Annotated in this window: 18 protein-coding genes and 1 pseudogene; 9 read left to right on the top strand and 10 right to left on the bottom strand. The window is 55.0% G+C overall.

The features are described from left to right. Positions 1 to 245: 245 nt before the first annotated feature. The 5 genes and pseudogenes from MMW58_RS18835 to MMW58_RS18815 form a co-directional block, all read left to right on the top strand. Positions 246 to 773 (top strand): annotated as a pseudogene (locus MMW58_RS18835) (phage tail protein); the annotation flags it as partial. Next, entirely contained in the window at positions 773 to 1351 is a 579-nt protein-coding gene (locus MMW58_RS18830; protein ID WP_241721841.1) for a tail fiber assembly protein, read from the top strand. The pseudogene MMW58_RS18835 and the gene MMW58_RS18830, both read left to right, overlap by 1 nt. Positions 1352 to 1374: 23 nt before the next feature. Further along, on the top strand, positions 1375 to 3261 hold the full coding sequence (locus MMW58_RS18825; RefSeq protein WP_241721840.1) for a hypothetical protein: 1887 nt from the start codon (positions 1375 to 1377) through the stop codon (positions 3259 to 3261). After that, on the top strand, positions 3261 to 3455 hold the full coding sequence (locus MMW58_RS18820; protein WP_241721839.1) for a hypothetical protein: 195 nt from the start codon (positions 3261 to 3263) through the stop codon (positions 3453 to 3455). The genes MMW58_RS18825 and MMW58_RS18820 overlap by 1 nt, the downstream gene beginning before the upstream one ends. Positions 3456 to 3459: 4 nt before the next feature. Beyond that, positions 3460 to 3735 (top strand): hypothetical protein, encoded by a 276-nt coding sequence (locus tag MMW58_RS18815; RefSeq protein ID WP_241721838.1) that lies wholly within the window; start codon positions 3460 to 3462, stop codon positions 3733 to 3735. Between the two features lie 24 nt (positions 3736 to 3759). Here the strand turns inward: MMW58_RS18815 and MMW58_RS18810 are convergent, their stop codons facing one another. Then, positions 3760 to 4593 (bottom strand): radical SAM/SPASM domain-containing protein, encoded by an 834-nt coding sequence (locus MMW58_RS18810; RefSeq protein WP_241721837.1) that lies wholly within the window; start codon positions 4591 to 4593, stop codon positions 3760 to 3762. 288 nt (positions 4594 to 4881) lie between these two features. Here MMW58_RS18810 and MMW58_RS18805 point away from each other — a divergent pair, with 288 nt between their 5' ends. After that, positions 4882 to 5118, top strand: coding sequence for a hypothetical protein (locus MMW58_RS18805; protein WP_241721836.1), 237 nt, complete (start codon positions 4882 to 4884; stop codon positions 5116 to 5118). Further along, positions 5118 to 5426: a S24/S26 family peptidase gene (locus MMW58_RS18800; protein WP_241721835.1), complete on the top strand. Its 309-nt coding sequence runs from the start codon at positions 5118 to 5120 to the stop codon at positions 5424 to 5426. Before MMW58_RS18805 ends, MMW58_RS18800 begins: the two co-directional genes overlap by 1 nt. Positions 5427 to 5840: 414 nt before the next feature. On the opposite strand, the gene MMW58_RS18795 is transcribed toward MMW58_RS18800, so the two are convergent. Beyond that, on the bottom strand, positions 5841 to 6761 hold the full coding sequence (locus MMW58_RS18795; RefSeq protein WP_241721834.1) for a LysR family transcriptional regulator: 921 nt from the start codon (positions 6759 to 6761) through the stop codon (positions 5841 to 5843). Between the two features lie 141 nt (positions 6762 to 6902). Here MMW58_RS18795 and MMW58_RS18790 point away from each other — a divergent pair, with 141 nt between their 5' ends. Together MMW58_RS18790 and MMW58_RS18785 are read left to right on the top strand one after the other, a co-directional pair. After that, on the top strand, positions 6903 to 7292 hold the full coding sequence (locus tag MMW58_RS18790) for a RidA family protein (protein WP_241721833.1): 390 nt from the start codon (positions 6903 to 6905) through the stop codon (positions 7290 to 7292). 71 nt (positions 7293 to 7363) lie between these two features. After that, positions 7364 to 8323, top strand: a complete 960-nt coding sequence (locus tag MMW58_RS18785) for a quinone oxidoreductase family protein (RefSeq protein ID WP_241721832.1) — start codon at positions 7364 to 7366, stop codon at positions 8321 to 8323. 62 nt (positions 8324 to 8385) lie between these two features. On the opposite strand, the gene MMW58_RS18780 is transcribed toward MMW58_RS18785, so the two are convergent. From MMW58_RS18780 to MMW58_RS18745, 8 genes are all read right to left on the bottom strand, one after another. Further along, positions 8386 to 9060 (bottom strand): GntR family transcriptional regulator, encoded by a 675-nt coding sequence (locus tag MMW58_RS18780; protein ID WP_133597196.1) that lies wholly within the window; start codon positions 9058 to 9060, stop codon positions 8386 to 8388. Positions 9061 to 9147: 87 nt separating this feature from the next. Next, complete coding sequence (locus MMW58_RS18775; RefSeq protein WP_159237174.1) at positions 9148 to 9894, bottom strand: carboxymuconolactone decarboxylase family protein; 747 nt, start codon at positions 9892 to 9894, stop codon at positions 9148 to 9150. A gap of 11 nt (positions 9895 to 9905) precedes the next feature. After that, positions 9906 to 10295 carry a cupin domain-containing protein gene (locus MMW58_RS18770; protein WP_241721831.1) on the bottom strand — a complete coding sequence of 130 codons (390 nt, stop codon included), beginning with the start codon at positions 10293 to 10295 and terminating at the stop codon, positions 9906 to 9908. Between the two features lie 13 nt (positions 10296 to 10308). Next, positions 10309 to 11208 carry an NAD(P)-dependent oxidoreductase gene (locus tag MMW58_RS18765; RefSeq protein WP_241721830.1) on the bottom strand — a complete coding sequence of 300 codons (900 nt, stop codon included), beginning with the start codon at positions 11206 to 11208 and terminating at the stop codon, positions 10309 to 10311. Between the two features lie 22 nt (positions 11209 to 11230). Beyond that, a complete protein-coding gene (locus MMW58_RS18760; RefSeq protein ID WP_133597204.1) occupies positions 11231 to 12583 on the bottom strand; it encodes an MFS transporter in 1353 nt (450 codons plus the stop codon). A gap of 94 nt (positions 12584 to 12677) precedes the next feature. Further along, positions 12678 to 13076: a carboxymuconolactone decarboxylase family protein gene (locus tag MMW58_RS18755; protein WP_045854701.1), complete on the bottom strand. Its 399-nt coding sequence runs from the start codon at positions 13074 to 13076 to the stop codon at positions 12678 to 12680. A gap of 77 nt (positions 13077 to 13153) precedes the next feature. Beyond that, the gene (locus tag MMW58_RS18750; protein ID WP_241721829.1) at positions 13154 to 14584 is read right to left on the bottom strand and encodes an aldehyde dehydrogenase family protein; all 1431 of its coding nucleotides are present in this window, start codon (positions 14582 to 14584) and stop codon (positions 13154 to 13156) included. Positions 14585 to 14586: 2 nt separating this feature from the next. Beyond that, on the bottom strand, positions 14587 to 15477 hold the full coding sequence (locus MMW58_RS18745; protein WP_241721828.1) for an NAD(P)-dependent oxidoreductase: 891 nt from the start codon (positions 15475 to 15477) through the stop codon (positions 14587 to 14589). Between the last annotated feature and the right edge of the window lie 9 nt (positions 15478 to 15486).

Here is a 15486-nt window from a genome sequence, read left to right as displayed (position 1 = left end):
TGAAATACTGAACTTTAATGTAGATATTTTAATTTGCAGGTATCGCCATGTTAAAAATAAGTGACGTTGAGCCACTCACGGCCCTTGATGGTCTTTTTACTAACGGAAAAGTTGCAAGCGGTATTGCGCCAACAAGGCTGGTTGCCGAATGGTTTAATGCAGTTCAAACTGAACTTGTAAATGTTGTTGAGGGATTTGGCCTTACACTTAACCCGGATGATTCGACCCAGATTTTTCAGATTTTAAAAACAATATCGTCTGCAGCTGTACCAGTGGGTACTCCTATCGCATGGCCATCTGACTCCTTACCTTCCGCCGGTTCCTTTGCATTTATGCAAGGACAAACATTCAGCCTGACAGCATACCCGTTACTTGCGGCGGTGTACCCATCTGGTGTTCTCCCTGATATGAGGGGATGGACTATCAAAGGTAAGCCGTCTTCAGGTAGGGCGGTGCTTTCGCAAGAGCAGGATGGCGTGAAGTCGCACACACATACAGCCTCTGCGACATCCACAGATCTTGGTACGAAAACAACAAGCAGCAACGGGGATCACTCTCACACGTGGGGTGGCGGTATGCAGAAACAGGGCGGTAGCGATCAGGAAGTTGGCAGCAACAGCGCCAATAACTTTGGCACAACCTCTACTGCCGGCGCGCATACGCACACCCTGGCTCTTGGCGCCCACTCGCACATCATTACTGTTGATGCTACGGGTAACACAGAAAACACCGTTAAAAACATCGCATTTAACTACATCGTGAGGCTCGCATAATGGCTTTTGAAATGTCTGACAAACCTCAGGTGGTAACTGTTTATCATATCAGTGACGATACGGGGGAGCTGGTGGGCGTTGAAGAATTGACGATCCCGCCTCACACTGGCTTGCCTGCCTGCAGCACCCAAAGTTCACCACCCGAAATAGCCACCGGAGAAACGGCGGTTTTCAATATCGAGGCGGGTCTGTGGTCTCTTTTCGAGGACCATCGCGGAAAAATCGTATACAGCACCGTATCTGGCGAACCCATTGAAATTTCAGATCTCGGCGCCCTGCCGGATGATGTGACGGAAATAGCACCCGCAGACAGCTACCAAAAATGGAATGGCGATGGTTGGATTAGTGACCAGGAAGCCAAACATCAGGCCGATGTTAATGCTGCAGGTGAACTTCTTAATAAGTTGATGCGGGAGGCTTACGAAAAAATAGCTCCCCTGAAGGATGCCGTCGAACTGGGCATTCAGACTGATGATGAAATAGCTCAGTTGGCAGTGTGGAAAAAATACCGGGTCGCTCTTAGCCGTATTGATACAACTACCGCCCCTGATATCTCCTGGCCCGAAATCCCCGCCTGATCTGTTTCTGAGGTAATACTAATATGCCATTTTATTTAACGGGCAACCCTGTTCCGTCGGCAAGCGTGCTCGACATTCGTGATAACTCGCAGAATTTAGATCTAGCTCTGAACGATATTACATCAGCCATTTGGGCTGACAGGCTTGGCCGCAACCGTATGACATGGTATGGCATGGAGTCTGCCTTCACTGTAAAGCTGAGTGACTTTGAATCACGATTTGTCTCGCAAATAGCGGAGCAGGAAACTGCTTTCGATGTGGCTCAGGCGGACAAAGAAAGCCGGTTTACAACACAACTGGACGGACAGGATGCGCGCTTCGATACGTTCATTGCATCATCCGGCTATGACGTTATTGGCGACTATACAGTGGGGACCATTCCAGGCGGTAACCCGCTGACAGTCACCGAATATAACCAGCTCGTTCGTTATAACAACGAGCTGTACAAACTTACCGCGGCGACAGATATCCCGTTTACCACGGCTGGTAATACTGACGAAACATGGACCAGTACCGACGCTGCGCATTTTGTATCTGTCGGTGATGCAGCGCTTCGCCAAAACCTGGTGTCAGAAATCGGTGGGGCTATTGTCGGATATAGACACAGTAATATATTTGACAGGCTGTCTTCGCTACTGTCTCTGGCAGATATCGGAGTTGCGCGCCCGTATTTGGGAAAAGATGAATCAAACGACGCGATAATCGCCAATATGTTTTCGGCTGATAAAGACTTTGACTATATGGGCATTGGCAGTCTTGCCCTTGGAAAAAAGTTGACTGGAATCAGGCGGAATGGCATGGTCTTGTCATTGAGGGGGAACCAGTCTGGCGGGGATTTATTTAACCCGTTAATTTCAGGTGTTGCTAATTCAAGGGGATTGCGAGCGTATTCATCGAATGGAACCGATGGGGTTACGCTTTACGGTGATATCTCTTCGTTACCGTATGAATCATGGGAAGACGTTGAAAGCGCCACCTATACCGAAAATTCTATAAAGCCTTCTGATCCTGATACATGGATAAACGCCAAAATCGGCGATGTGATTTACACAAAGCATTCTACTCCTTGTAACGGATTTATTACTGGGAAAAATTCTGATGGCACCTTGAGCGTAGACGAATGGGCGGATAGTGGAACAACAACAACAACGCCAGTAAATGGCGTTGGATTCTATTTAAATCCTCAAAATAAAATATGGACGGGCAATCTTAACCTTTTCCTACCCGAAAACGGGCGTGCTACTAAAGGGGTTATTGTCGAAGCCGGTGTACGTAATAATAAAACTGCAAACTCTAGTGAGATTAACGGTTTTGATACGGTCGTGCTCGGAGGTTTATATGACTGTACCGCCGCTTACCTGTCCCGAGGGTCTGGTGGGAAAAACTGGAAGTTTGGGTTTATGGCACAGGGGTCTAAACAGTCCAACTTTTTGTCATACGCTGGTGTGTACGCTCCAAGAATAGGATTTTTTGACCAGTCCGGTGCCGCAGTAGGTCTTCGACTAATGAATACAAATACAGTAGCCAGTTTCGAGCTGATGAACCTTGCGAACGATACGAATCACTCCGAAGAATCTACCCTTGTGCGCTGGGATACAGATGGCAGGGTTCGTAAACAAGCACTGTCAATAAGTGTAGTATCGACCAGTGTAACCCTTACGTCGCTTATACCTAACATTACAGTTACGGCGTTAGGTATCACGATCACTCTACCAACATCCTCTTTACTGCTTGCCGGCCACCCAATAAAAATCAGAGTGCTGGGCGCCGGCGTCCTTTATTTTTCCAGCGCCGATGGTTTGCTGGTAGAGGGCTTTAGCACATACACGCTGCATACGGTGGCCCGAGGTGAATACACAGCCATTTACGATGGTAACTCATGGGTAATTTTCGGGATAAGGGGGTCATAATGTCTGTAAAGGCTGAGTATTTTAATTACAGTGATAAGCTGGTTTGCTGTCTGACGAATGAAAACGGACTTGATTTTATCTCTGAAGTAAATATTACAGATTACGACAGCGAGGAGTCGGCTATTGCTGCCGCGTTGGATAAGGCTACTGATTCTGCTGTAAGCTATGAAAAAACAAAATTTGAGGAGCGGTAATAAAATGTCAGATAAACACGAAATTGAATTAGAAATTGAACTTTGCGAAACTCGTCAAAAACTTTTTGAAGCAACTGCTCATATTGTGCAACTGGAGTCTGAAAACAATAGTGAGAGGCTTCAGTTTCTGGTGCGTAAATATAATGCTATTCTGGAATCTGAAGAGCTGGAAGAGATTAAAAAACGTGAAGCGGAGGAGGGAGTCGCGGAAAAAATCCGTAAGGCTAACGAGGAAGCTAACGTAGCAATGGCGGAAAAACGCAAAAACAAGCCCCAGTAAGGGGCTTTTCCCGTATATGTTTTGTTATTTAATGCCAACGCATTTTTTACACATATCCAGATTGAAAATCCCTATTTTGAGATCCTTTCTGATTTTCTTGAATTCTTTACTATTCCATATGTCCAGCAAGTTCGATTCATTAACATTTCCAAAAACATGAGTTTCTCCGAAATCGTTTGTACAAACCACGTTACCGGTGTGAGTTATAGATATTTCATCTGATAGATAAAAGCATCGTTTCATTTTTCTTTCTTTTTTAGGTTTGACGGAGCCGCCTCTATTAAATAAAGTAAGGTTTTCAATTGTTCTAACTTTTATTGTTCCGTGTGCCGCGTATTTGTTTTCTACTATATCAACTATATTTTTAGGCATCATTTTTGTATGTTTTGTTACCAGGAACCCTGTAACTCCAGCAGACATGCAGGCATCATATTTTTCTTTGCTTAATCTTATGCCGTTTGTATGTATTATTATTTCTGCATTTGGAAGTTTTTGTCTGGCGTATGCCATTAATTCAGGAAGCCTTTCATCAAGAAGAGGCTCTCCAAAAAAGTGAGGTGAAATCCTTCCTGAGTAATTTATTTTTGACAGGTCGTCAATGGCTTTTTTGAACGTTTCGTATGGCATTAGGTGCTTCCCTCGACCATCTTTAAATGATGCGGGGCAGTAATTACACTCTAGATTACAATGTGAATTTATTTCAAAGTCGAGAGCCGTAAAAATATCTTTATTTCTAAATCCGTATGTGAAAACTTTATTTAACTCGTTATACCAGCCCCTTAATGACGGTTTTATAGTCTCAGGTAGGTTTTGTGCAAACACTCGATAAAATGAGTTCAGTACCAACGGAAGTCTCATAGTCTCTTGTCACAAGTTATGTTTTATAAACATATAGCACGCATTGTAACTTAATGTAAGTTTTGTAACCAATTAACTACTACCAATGATAGTTGCTGAGCAGGAGAAGTGCAGTCTCGAATGTGCGCAGTGTTAGGGGAGGGACGCGCTTACAAATCTTTTTCTGCTTGCAAATTAGTTTCATCAATACGTTACAGCTGAGGTCATTATTGATAGGCGAGACCTGTCTTGATCTGCCTCCTAGACAAAAATACTGTATACACAACCAGTATTAATCAGGAGGCTACCATGCTCCAGCACAAAATCAGGGAGGCGTTCTGCGCCTCTATTTCTCGCAACCCGAAAGGGTATCAGTATCTGCGTACGTGGGACTTCGTGCGCAGACTACAGGAAAGGGGAGTTCATTTCTCCGGCCGCGAGGCTAACCAGTGGATAGAGCGATACCAGACTTTTTTTGTCAACAAAACCACGGACGATAACGAAAACCGGTTATGGATGCTGATTAATATGGGGAGGATTCTCTAATGGGATTTCCGTCGCCAGCTGCTGATTATGTCGAGGACACTCTCACAATCACGAAACTGTGCCAGGTGGATGGCAACTCACGATTTATTAAAACAGACTCCGGTTATGCAATTTTGGATATGTCCCTCCGCCCAGGGCAAGGCGACATCGTGCTGATCCGCTACGACGGGATGACGGATTTTGGCCGGCTAATGGGGCGTTCGTTTATCACCAGAGACGGTGAGGCGATCGAGGGTGATGGAGTCGAGGTGTTCGGCGTGGTTACGTTTTCCGTTAACGATCTGCGTCGGGACGACTGTCCTGTGTAGCAAGGGATCTAAATATTGTTGGTATACTATGTGCGAGAAAGTGTCTAACTTATTGAAATTAGACCCATGAAAAAATACCAAATATACCAGTTAATTACGCTATCTCATTGATTCATATGGTTGCTTCTCCGGTCTTGAAAACCGGCGACCCGAAAGGGTTCTAGAGTTCGAATCTCTACGCTTCCGCCAAATAAAACAAGGGGTTACCGAAAGGTAGCCCCTTGTTGCTTTGGTCTCATTAAGCCACTCACGTTAAAAAAAGCGACCGGCCCTGCGCTAAAAAGATTTGCGGACGTAGTCAGCGCGCTTGAGTAAGTCAACGGATTCGTACCGTACCGATCGCCGCTTTCGGACTTGGTCGGTTCCATAACGCCTGATTCCGTTGCCGGAGCGAATCAGCGGGCTGGGATGTCGCTACTTATCGCTGGAGTACGGGGCATGCTGCGGCATCAATTCAACGATCCAATCAATAAAAACTCGCAGTTTGGCGTTGACGTGGCGGTTCGGCGGAAACGCCAGGTGCAGGGGCATGGGGCTGATACGCCATTGTTCAAATAGCGGAATTAAAGCGCCAACAGCCTGATGTGCTGCCGCCATATAGATTGGCAGCGCAATCACGCCTAACCCAGCTAATCCCGCTTCGAGGTAAGCATTGCCATCATCCACGGCAAGTACATAGCTGCCCGTGACTTCAATACGTTCACTCTCACTGCGCAGTACCAGAGAATCAATCTTACCGGTGCGCGAAGACAAAAATCCGACTATGCGATGGTCGCTGTTTTCCAGCTCCCGCGGGTGCGCAGGGGCGCCAAGGCGTTCCACGTAGCTCGGCGCGACGTACACGCCGATTGGCAAATCGCCGACGTGGCGTGCGATCAGGGACTGGTCGTTGATTTCGCCCCCGCGCAGGACGCAATCCACGTTATCGCCGATCAGATCCACCACCCGGTCGCTCACGCCCATGTCGAACTGGATATCAGGGTAGCGCGCGTGGAAAGCCGGTAGCGCCGGCACCAGGACGAGGCGGGCCAGCGGACTGGGCACATCCACCCGCAGCCGTCCCCTGGGCGTAATCGCCGCGCTGGACAGGCTGTTTTCAGCATCCTCCATGTCCGCCAGCAGGCGGATGACGCGTTGGTAGTAAACCGCGCCATCGGGAGTGACCCCGAGCCTGCGGGTGGTGCGATGAAGCAACCTGACGCGCAGGCGCGCTTCCAGCTGCTGAATGAGCTGCGTCACCGTGGTTTTGCTCATATGAAGCGTTTGGGCAGCCTTCGTGAAGCTACCTGCCTCCACTACGCGAGCAAAGGCGCGCATCGCATCGAAACGATCCATTCCTTATCCTCTCTTTTCAGCGATTGTTTGGATATTACAAACAATGATGGACAAAGTCGCCTGTTTATCCGCCCGATCTGGCTCCTGTAAAGTGTCTTTATGTTCACCGGGCGGATTTCGCCCCATTGCAAAGGTACAAACATGACGGCACGCGAAGCAGTATTTCCCTTCGGTCGGCAGGCGCTCTATGAGCGCAATCGCTATTCGCCGGCCATCAAATCTAACGGTTTCCTGTTCGTTTCGGGGCAGGTTGGTAGCCGCGAGGATGGCTCCCCTGAGCCGGATCTAAAAGCGCAGATTGGGCTGGCATTCGATAACCTTAATGCCGTTCTCGCGGCGGCGGGCTGCACGTTCGATGACGTGGTTGACGTCACCCTCTTCGTCGTCGATCCTGAGTCGAACCTCGACGCTATCTGGAGCGTCCTGCCAGAATATTGGGGGGAAGCGCCTTATCCCACGTTGACCGGGATCGGCGTGACCTGGCTTTACGGATTCCAGTTTGAGATTAAAGTGATTGCCAGGCTGCCGTAAGCGTTACGCAGCCGTACGGCAGCGAGCGGCGGTTGTGACCGTCGAGCGGTCAGAGAGACGGAGGAGTACTTGTGAAAGCAGCGGTTTATGATGCGGAAGGCGCTCCCGGCGTCCTGAAATATGTCGATATCCCCGATCCGGTTGCAGGACCTGATGACGTCCTGATTTCTGTCGAGGCCATCTCGATTGAAGGGGGGGATCTGATCAACCGCCGTTCAACGCCGCCGCCTCATCCTTCATGGATCGTCGGCTACGCGGCCGCGGGCGCGGTGATTGCGGTTGGAGCGAACGTCCGTAGCCGTAAGGTTGGGGACCGGGTCGCTGCTTTTAACATGCAGGGGTCGCATGCGGAGCTTTGGGCCGTGCCCGCGGAACGAACGTGGCTGATACCCGATGGGGTGGAGGCGGCAGAAGCGGCGGTGCTACCAATCTCTTTTGGCACCGCGCATCACTGCCTTTTCACGCGGGGCATGCTCCGGCACGGAGAAACCGTCCTTATTCAGGCGGCAGCCGGCGGCGTGGGTCTCGCCGCCGTCCAGCTTGCCTCACAGGCGGGCGCGACGGTCATCGCCGTGGCAAGCGGAACGCAGCGCAGGAGCCGGCTGCTTGAACTGGGTGCCGACCATGTCGTGGATCGCGCCGCGAATAACATGGTGGACAGCGTCCGACAGATCTCCCGCGGCGCCGGCGCTGACCTCGTCATCGATCCCGTGGGGACGACGCTGCCTGCTTCACTTTCTGCACTTGCTGCGGAAGGGCGTCTGGTCTTCGTTGGTAATGCGGGCGGTGGCAGCCTGAGTGTCGACCTGTGGCCGCCAATGCAGTCTAACCAGACGCTCATGGGGGTATTCATGGGACCTCTTTTTGCAAGGCCCGCAGTTCGATCAAGCGTGGACGAGATGCTGCAGGCCGTAGCGGCAGGGCGCATCAGGGTTGTCATCGACCGCATATTTCCCCTGGCCGACGCTGCCGAGGCTCACGAATTCGCCGAGACCGCAAAACCGCTGGGCCGCATCGTTATGAAGCCATGAGGCGCCGGAAGTCGCCACGCGCCGTTCATTTATGGATCTGCAGGCGGATGCCGCCGCGCCGGCTACTCTTCGCTCTGACGACGCAGCATCTGCAGCGCCACCTGGCAGGCATTATTGACGTGTAGAGAGGCGATCGCCTGGGCCTGCTCGGCATCCCGATCGCGCAGCGCCTGGGCTAACCGATCGATCTCCGCCAGGCTGGACGGCATACGATGCGGCTCCATCAGCGAGGTGGCGCGCAGGAGGTTCACCCGTGAATGCAGGCTGGTGAGGATCTCTTTCACCAGGCTGTTATTACAGTTATCGAAAATGATGTCATACAGGGCGGTTTTGGCGCGTAGCACCTCTTCCTGCTGGCCCGTCTCGGCGGCTGCGCGCAGCTGAGCCGCGGCCTGAGCGAATTGCGCGATGCTGGCGTCGCTGCCCTGCAGCGCAAACTCTCTGGCGGCAAACCCTTCCAGCACGCTGCGCAGCGCATACAGCTCCTCGGCCTCTTTCAGGGAGATACTGGCGACGGTAGGACCCTTATGCGGCACGATGCAGATGAGTTTTTCCGCTTCCAGCTGGCGTAACGCTTCACGGATAGAGGTACGGCTCACGCCGAGATTTTCGCACAGCTCGCGTTCAATCAGACGCTGGCCTGGATGAAAGCGACCGGACATGATGGCTTCACGAAGGGCATTTTCCACCTGACGGCGCAGGGTATTCGGCCGGACTAAGTTCATCTCCGTGTTCATTTTTGTATTCCTGTATGACAAAAGACACCACAATTTGTACCACATCTTTCTGAGTCACAGCAAGTTACCCTGCTGTGACTCAGCTATTCAGCGCTGGTTCAGCGCCTGTTCCAGCAGCGGCGCCGCCGCTTCCGCTCCGTGCATGCCAATCAGGCTGACGATCTCCAGCACTTCCATAATCTCTTCCTTCGTGGCGCCGTAGCCGATTGCGTTGCGCATATGCAGCTTCAGACCCTGCTCATACAGATGCGTGGCCGAGGCGTCAAAGGCACAGTAGATAAGCTCCTTAACTTTGGGTGATAGTACGCCCGTTCGCCAGGGGACGGATGAAAATTCGATATAGTATTCAAACAAATCTGGATCCAGCTCTAACAAACCGTCCCATGAGGCGTGCCAGTAGCCGCGGTTGGCAACAAAGCTCGCCTTCAGCGCCTGCTGACGCTCGGTCAGCGGCGCCGGCCCCTGGCGTAGCCCTTCCTCTTCCAGCACCTCCAGCAGCAGAGGGACGCCAATATTGGCCGCGTGGATCCCCAGCGTGCTGGTGAGCTCGAGGATTTCCACCAGCTCTTCGCGGGTCGCGCCGTATCCTAGCGCCACGTCGATATGGCGGCGGATCCCCGGCTGATAAATATGCGTCGAGGCCAGGCTGGCGCTGAGCGCGACCATGGCTTTCACTTTGTTTTCCAAATGATTTTTTCTTAACGGCACGCAGGCCATCCGGTGCCAGGCCTGCAGGAAACCGGCATCAAGACGCAGCAGCGCATCCTGACCCTCTTCCCAGTAGTGATGCGCATCCAGCACCTGCTGGCGTAAATCGGGTTGGCTATTATTCATTGCGCCCTCTATCAACGGGTTGATTGTTCGTATTGGTCCTGAGTGACTTCGTCCTGCCATCCGGTTTTGCCGATCGAGGTCGCGGTATGCAGCATATAGCTATCCTGCGCCGCGCCGTGCCAGTGGCGTTCGCCGGCGGGGATCCACACGGTATCGCCCGCGCGGATCGGCTGCGCGCTTTCTCCGGCCACGCAAATCCAGCCTTTGCCCGCGGTGACCTGCAGGATCTGACCCTGTTCGTGGGTGTGCCAGAAGGTGCGCGCGCCCGGCGTAAAAAAGACGTTGTTAATGGTGATCCCGTCGGCTGCCGGCATCACCACATCGGCCCAGACCTCGCCGGTGAAGGTGGCTCCTCGTTTTTCAGAAGGTAAGTTCGCTTCGCGGCCATGAAAAATACGCATAATGTGCTCCGTATCAGTTATCGGAAGAAGAGAGGCGGATACCGCCGGAAATATCGCCGATGGCATCAACCACGCGGTTGCTGATGGCATCACCGTAGCCCAGCGCGGTGGCCAGGCCGAAGCTGGCGAGCGGCCCGGCGCTGTTTAACGACGTGACGCCGAGCTGGTGCAGCAGGTCGGTATACAGCACGATATCCTTGGTCATCAGCTTGCCGGTTAATCCGCCTTCCAGGTAGTCGCCCTGCACGATCCGCGGGAAGCGGTTGAGGGTAGCGAAGTTCACCCCGCTGCTGCTGTTCAGCACGTCCAGCAGCCGCGGTAAATCGAGACCGGCCTTTTTACCGGCGACCATTACCTCGGCGGTTGCCGCCAGGCTGACCGCATTGAGGAAGTTATTCAGCAGCTTGGTGGTGTGGCCCGCGCCGCTGGCACCCATGACCACCACTTTGCTGGCGATGGGGGCGAACGCCCACTCAATCGCCTGAATGGCAGCCTCCTCGCCGCCGACCATCAGCGTCAGCTGGCCTTTTTCCGCGGCCGCGGCGCCGCCGGAGATCCCCGCGTCGATATAGGCGACGCCTTTGTCCCGCAGCAGGCCGTGCAGGCGCACGGTTGACGCCGCCGCGGCGGTACTCAAATCGACGATAATCTGCCCGCGGCGGCAATGAGCAAGCAGTCCCTCCTGCTGTAGCATCACGTTTTCGACGACTTTGCTATCCGGCAGCGACAGCAGGATCAGATCGCACTCCGCCGCCACCTGACCAACGTCCCGCGCTTCGCGGGCGCCGGCTTTTTGCGCTGCGCCGGGCTGAGGATCGAACCCCAGTACCTCGATACCGGCGTCCACCAGGCAACGGGTCATGCGTCCTCCCATGTTGCCTAAGCCAATAAAACCTAACTTTTTACCGGGCATCACTTTTCTCCTGTGCTTGCGGTTAGTGTGCGGTGAAGTCCACATTTTTAGTTTCGGGTCCCATCAGGGCGCCCACCGTGCCAATCACTCCGCCGAGCACCAGCAGGAATACGGCGGTCAGGGCCAGCGGCATCAGGGCGCTCAGCCAGCTCATGTAAAAGGCGTAAAACGACGGCAGGATCACCGACAGGCTGAAGCCCACGCCAAAGCCGGTCGCCCGGACATCGGTCACGAATCGTTCGTTGATATAGGTCACGATCACTCCCCAGGGGGAGGTGACCAGCACGGCCAGCAGGCAGACCAGCGTCATCACCGCCCACAGCGGCAGATGCGGCACGCTGCTGAGGAAATAGAGGATGGCGGCGCCAACGGTGGCAATCAGCGGCCCGACGACGATAAAGAAGCGACGGCGGCCATATTTTTGCCCCAGCAGGCCGGCGCCGATATAGCTGAAGAACAGCACCAGGTAGGTGAGCATCAGCGTGGCGGTCATCTCAAAGCCGCTCAGATGCAGGGTATTGATCAGCAGGCCGGTCGGCAGATAGATGGTGACGATATTCTGCGTTAACCAGAAGCCGGTCATCATTATCAGCACCTGTAGCAGGTTGCGGGCGCTTTTGCCGCTAATCAAATCACGCAGCGGCAGCTTCTCTTTCACCGCGCCTTCTTCGCTTTGCCAGACCTCCGACTCCGCCACCTTATGGACATAATAAAGGGCGAGGGCGCCCGCCAGCAGCGCGCCGATAACGAACGGAATACGCCAGCCCCACTGCGCATACGGCGAGTGGATGCCGTCGAGCGGGAACAGGAAGAACATCAGCATGGTGATTAAGTTGATGGTCACATAGGCGGCCGGGAAACCGGCGATGATCAGCCCGCCGACAAAGCCGCGCTGCTCTTTTTTGGCGTACTCGATGGCCAGCGGCATGGCCCCGGTATAGCCGCCGCCGAGAAAGATGCCGTCAATAAAACGCAGCAGCACCAGCAAAACGTAGGCGGTGAGGCCGAGCGTCTCGTATCCCGGTAGCAGGGCGATCAGGAAGGTGACGATCCCAAATCCGGACACCGAATAGATGGAAGCTTTGCGTCGCCCGAGCTTGTCGGCCACGATGCCAAAAATCAGCGCCCCCAGCGGCCTGCCCAGCAGGGTGGTGATAAACACCAGCGAAGCCAGAATGGTCGCCGTGCCGCTGGAGAGATTGGGCGGCTGGAAATAAAACAGCACCGGCGACAGCGCAACCACCGGCAGATAGATATCAAACATGTCGATATATTCGGAAAAGAATGCGCCGCGCACGGCGCTTTTGCGCTTCTCTTCATGTGATTGTTGTTGTTCCACTTCAGTGACGGCCTGGTTGGCACCGATGCTTACCATGTCTGTCTCCTGCTTTGTTCGCGCCTCTCAGGGCGCGTTTGACGTTGGGAACTCACCGCCGGCGGCGGTGAATGTGTAGGGTCAGGATGCGTAGCTATGGCCGGGCGATATTCTCCTTTTCCCATTCGCCAATGGCGGCGCTGGCGATGCGAAACGCGGCGAGCGCGGCGGGCGCGCCGCAGTACACGGCGGTTTGCATCAGCACGGCCTGGATCTCGGCCTTGCTGACGCCGTTGTTGAGCGCGCCGCGGACGTGAACCGCCAGCTCGTGGTGCTGGCTCATTGCGGTCAGCATGGCGATGTTGAGCATGCTGCGGGTTTTAAAGGGCAGCGTTTCGTCACCCCACACCCGGCCCCAGCAGAACTCCGTCACCAGCCGCTGGACGGGGCGATTAAAGTCGTCGGCGCTGGCCCAGGATTTATCCACGTGCGCCTCGCCTAAAACCTCTTTGCGGTTCGCAAAGCCTTGTTGAAACAGTTCACTCTCTTCCATCATGCCTCCTTGAGGAGCAGTTCCTCATTTTTCGTATGATTGTATGACACTAGAAATGGCTAAAATTTTTTTGCCGATCAGGCCGGGTGATAGCCGATCATCGCCTTCACCTCCAGATACTCGCGCAGGCCGGCTTCTCCCCACTCGCGTCCGTTGCCGGACCGGCGATAGCCGCCGAAGGGGGCGTGAAAATCCACGGGGGGATAGTTGATATGCACCTGGCCGGCGCGCAGCCGCCGGGCTATCGCCCGCGCGCGTTCGGGATCGCCAGACTGCACGTAGGCGGCCAGGCCGTAGTCGGAACCATTGGCCATATCCACGGCCTGGTTTTCATCGTCATAGGGCATAATGCAGAGCACCGGGCCAAAGATCTCTTCGCGGGCAATGGTCATGTCGGGAGTCACCTGGCTGAAAATTGTCGGCTGCACGTAGTAGCCTTTCTCGACGCCTGGCGGCCTGCCGGTGCCGCCGATCAGCAGTTCCGCTCGTTCATCGATGCCGCGCTGAATGAGCTGCTGAACGCGGTCAAACTGCGTGCGGTTGACCAGCGGGCCGAGCCGGGGTTTATCATCGTCGCCGGGCCCCGCGCGATACTGCATAGCGGCCCGGCGCGCGATGGCGTTAACCTCATCCAGTTGAGTGCGGGGGACCAGTAAACGCGTCGGGATCGAGCAGGACTGTCCGCTATTGGTAAAACAGGCGGCCACCGCGCGGGTCACGGCGTTTTGCAGGTCGACATCATCCAGCAGGAGATTGGCCGATTTGCCCCCCAGCTCCTGCGCCACGCGCTTGACGCCGGGAGCGGCCAGCCTGGCGACTTCGATCCCGGCGCGAGTCGAGCCGGTAAACGACACCATCTCTACGTCCGGGTGCGCCGCCAGGGCGGCGCCGACGCCTGGGCCATCGCCGTTGACCAGGTTGAACACCCCGGCGGGAACTCCGGCGTCATGCAGCACTTCGGCAAGCAGCAGGGCGCTGAGCGGGGAGTATTCGCTGGGCTTCAGCACCATGGTGCAGCCCGCCGCCAGCGCCGGCAGCACTTTCACCACCACCTGATTCACCGGCCAGTTCCAGGGAGTTATCAGCCCGCAAACGCCGATCGGTTCCAGACGCAGGCGGGTGCTGCCGCGCCGTTCTTCAAAGGCGAAATTTTCCAGCACCGTAATCAGCGTCTCCAGATGGGCTACGCCGCGTACCGCCTGCCCATTGCGGGCGAATGCGAGCGGCGCGCCCATTTCACGATGAATCGCGTCGACAAACTCGTCGTAGCGGCGCTGATACCCGCTCAGAATGCGTTTTAATAGCGCGATGCGTTCGGCAACCGCGGTTTCAGCCCAGCCGGGAAAGGCCCGCCGCGCGGCGGCGACCGCCCGGTCGACGTCCTGCACGTTCCCGAGGGCTAACTGGCAAATGGGCTGCTCGGTGGCCGGGTCGATCGCCGTGAACCAGCGCGGCGCAACCGGATCAACCCAGCGACCATCGATATAAAACTGTGTGGTATGGGACATGATCAGTTTCCTGTGGATGGCGCGTTATCGTCCAGCAAGCGGTACATCTCCGTATGGTCGGCGCTGGCCGATACGGTCGCCGCGCACTGGTGCCAGAGATCGATACACTGCTCGCCGAGGCGCAGCGGATAATCGACCGCGGTGGCCAGCCCTTTGGCGATTTGCAGATCTTTATCCATTAACTTCAGGGCAAAGCCTGAAGCGTAACTGCCGCTCAGCATAAATTGTTTCACCTTGTTTTCTGAGGTATTGCTGCGGCCGCTGGAGGCGTTTAGCACATCGGTCATCACCTGCGGGTCGATGCCGAAACGGCGGGCAACCTGCAGCGCTTCCACCGTGGCGGTCAGCCCGGCGGCGGAAACATAGTTATTCAGCGCCTTCGCCGCGTGACCGCTGCCGGCGGCACCGATATGCAGGACGGAACTGCCCATCGCCGACAGCAGCGCCCGGCAGCGGGACAGCACGCCCTCTTCGCCGCCGACCAGAATGGCCAGCTTGCCCTGTTCTGCGCGCTTGACGCCGCCGGAAACCGGGGCATCGAGATAATGTAAGCCCTGCTGCTGCAGACGCTGCGCCAGATCCCGCGAGCGGGACGGCACGGAGGAGCTCATATCAATGACCACTGCGCCAGCGGGCAGGCGTTCGGCCCACTGCTGGCCGAACAGCACCTCCTCGACGATGTCGGAGTTGGGCAACATGGTGATGAGCACGTCCAGGCCGGCGGCGCCGTCCGCCGACAGCAGCCCGGCGTGCAGCGATTCCGCCAGCGCGCCGGCGCGCAACCGATCGGCATCATGCAGCAGCAGGGCGTAGCCCGCCTCGCTCAGGCTGGTGGCCATGGGCGTTCCCATCATGCCTAAACCAATAAATCCCACGGTGTGGATACTTTTCACGTCAACCTC

This window comes from Klebsiella sp. HC6 (genome assembly GCF_022605325.1).
Lineage (GTDB): Bacteria > Pseudomonadota > Gammaproteobacteria > Enterobacterales > Enterobacteriaceae > Klebsiella > Klebsiella terrigena.
The sequence above is the reverse complement of the archived record's forward strand: the minus strand, read 5'-3'. Positions and strand labels throughout refer to the sequence as shown.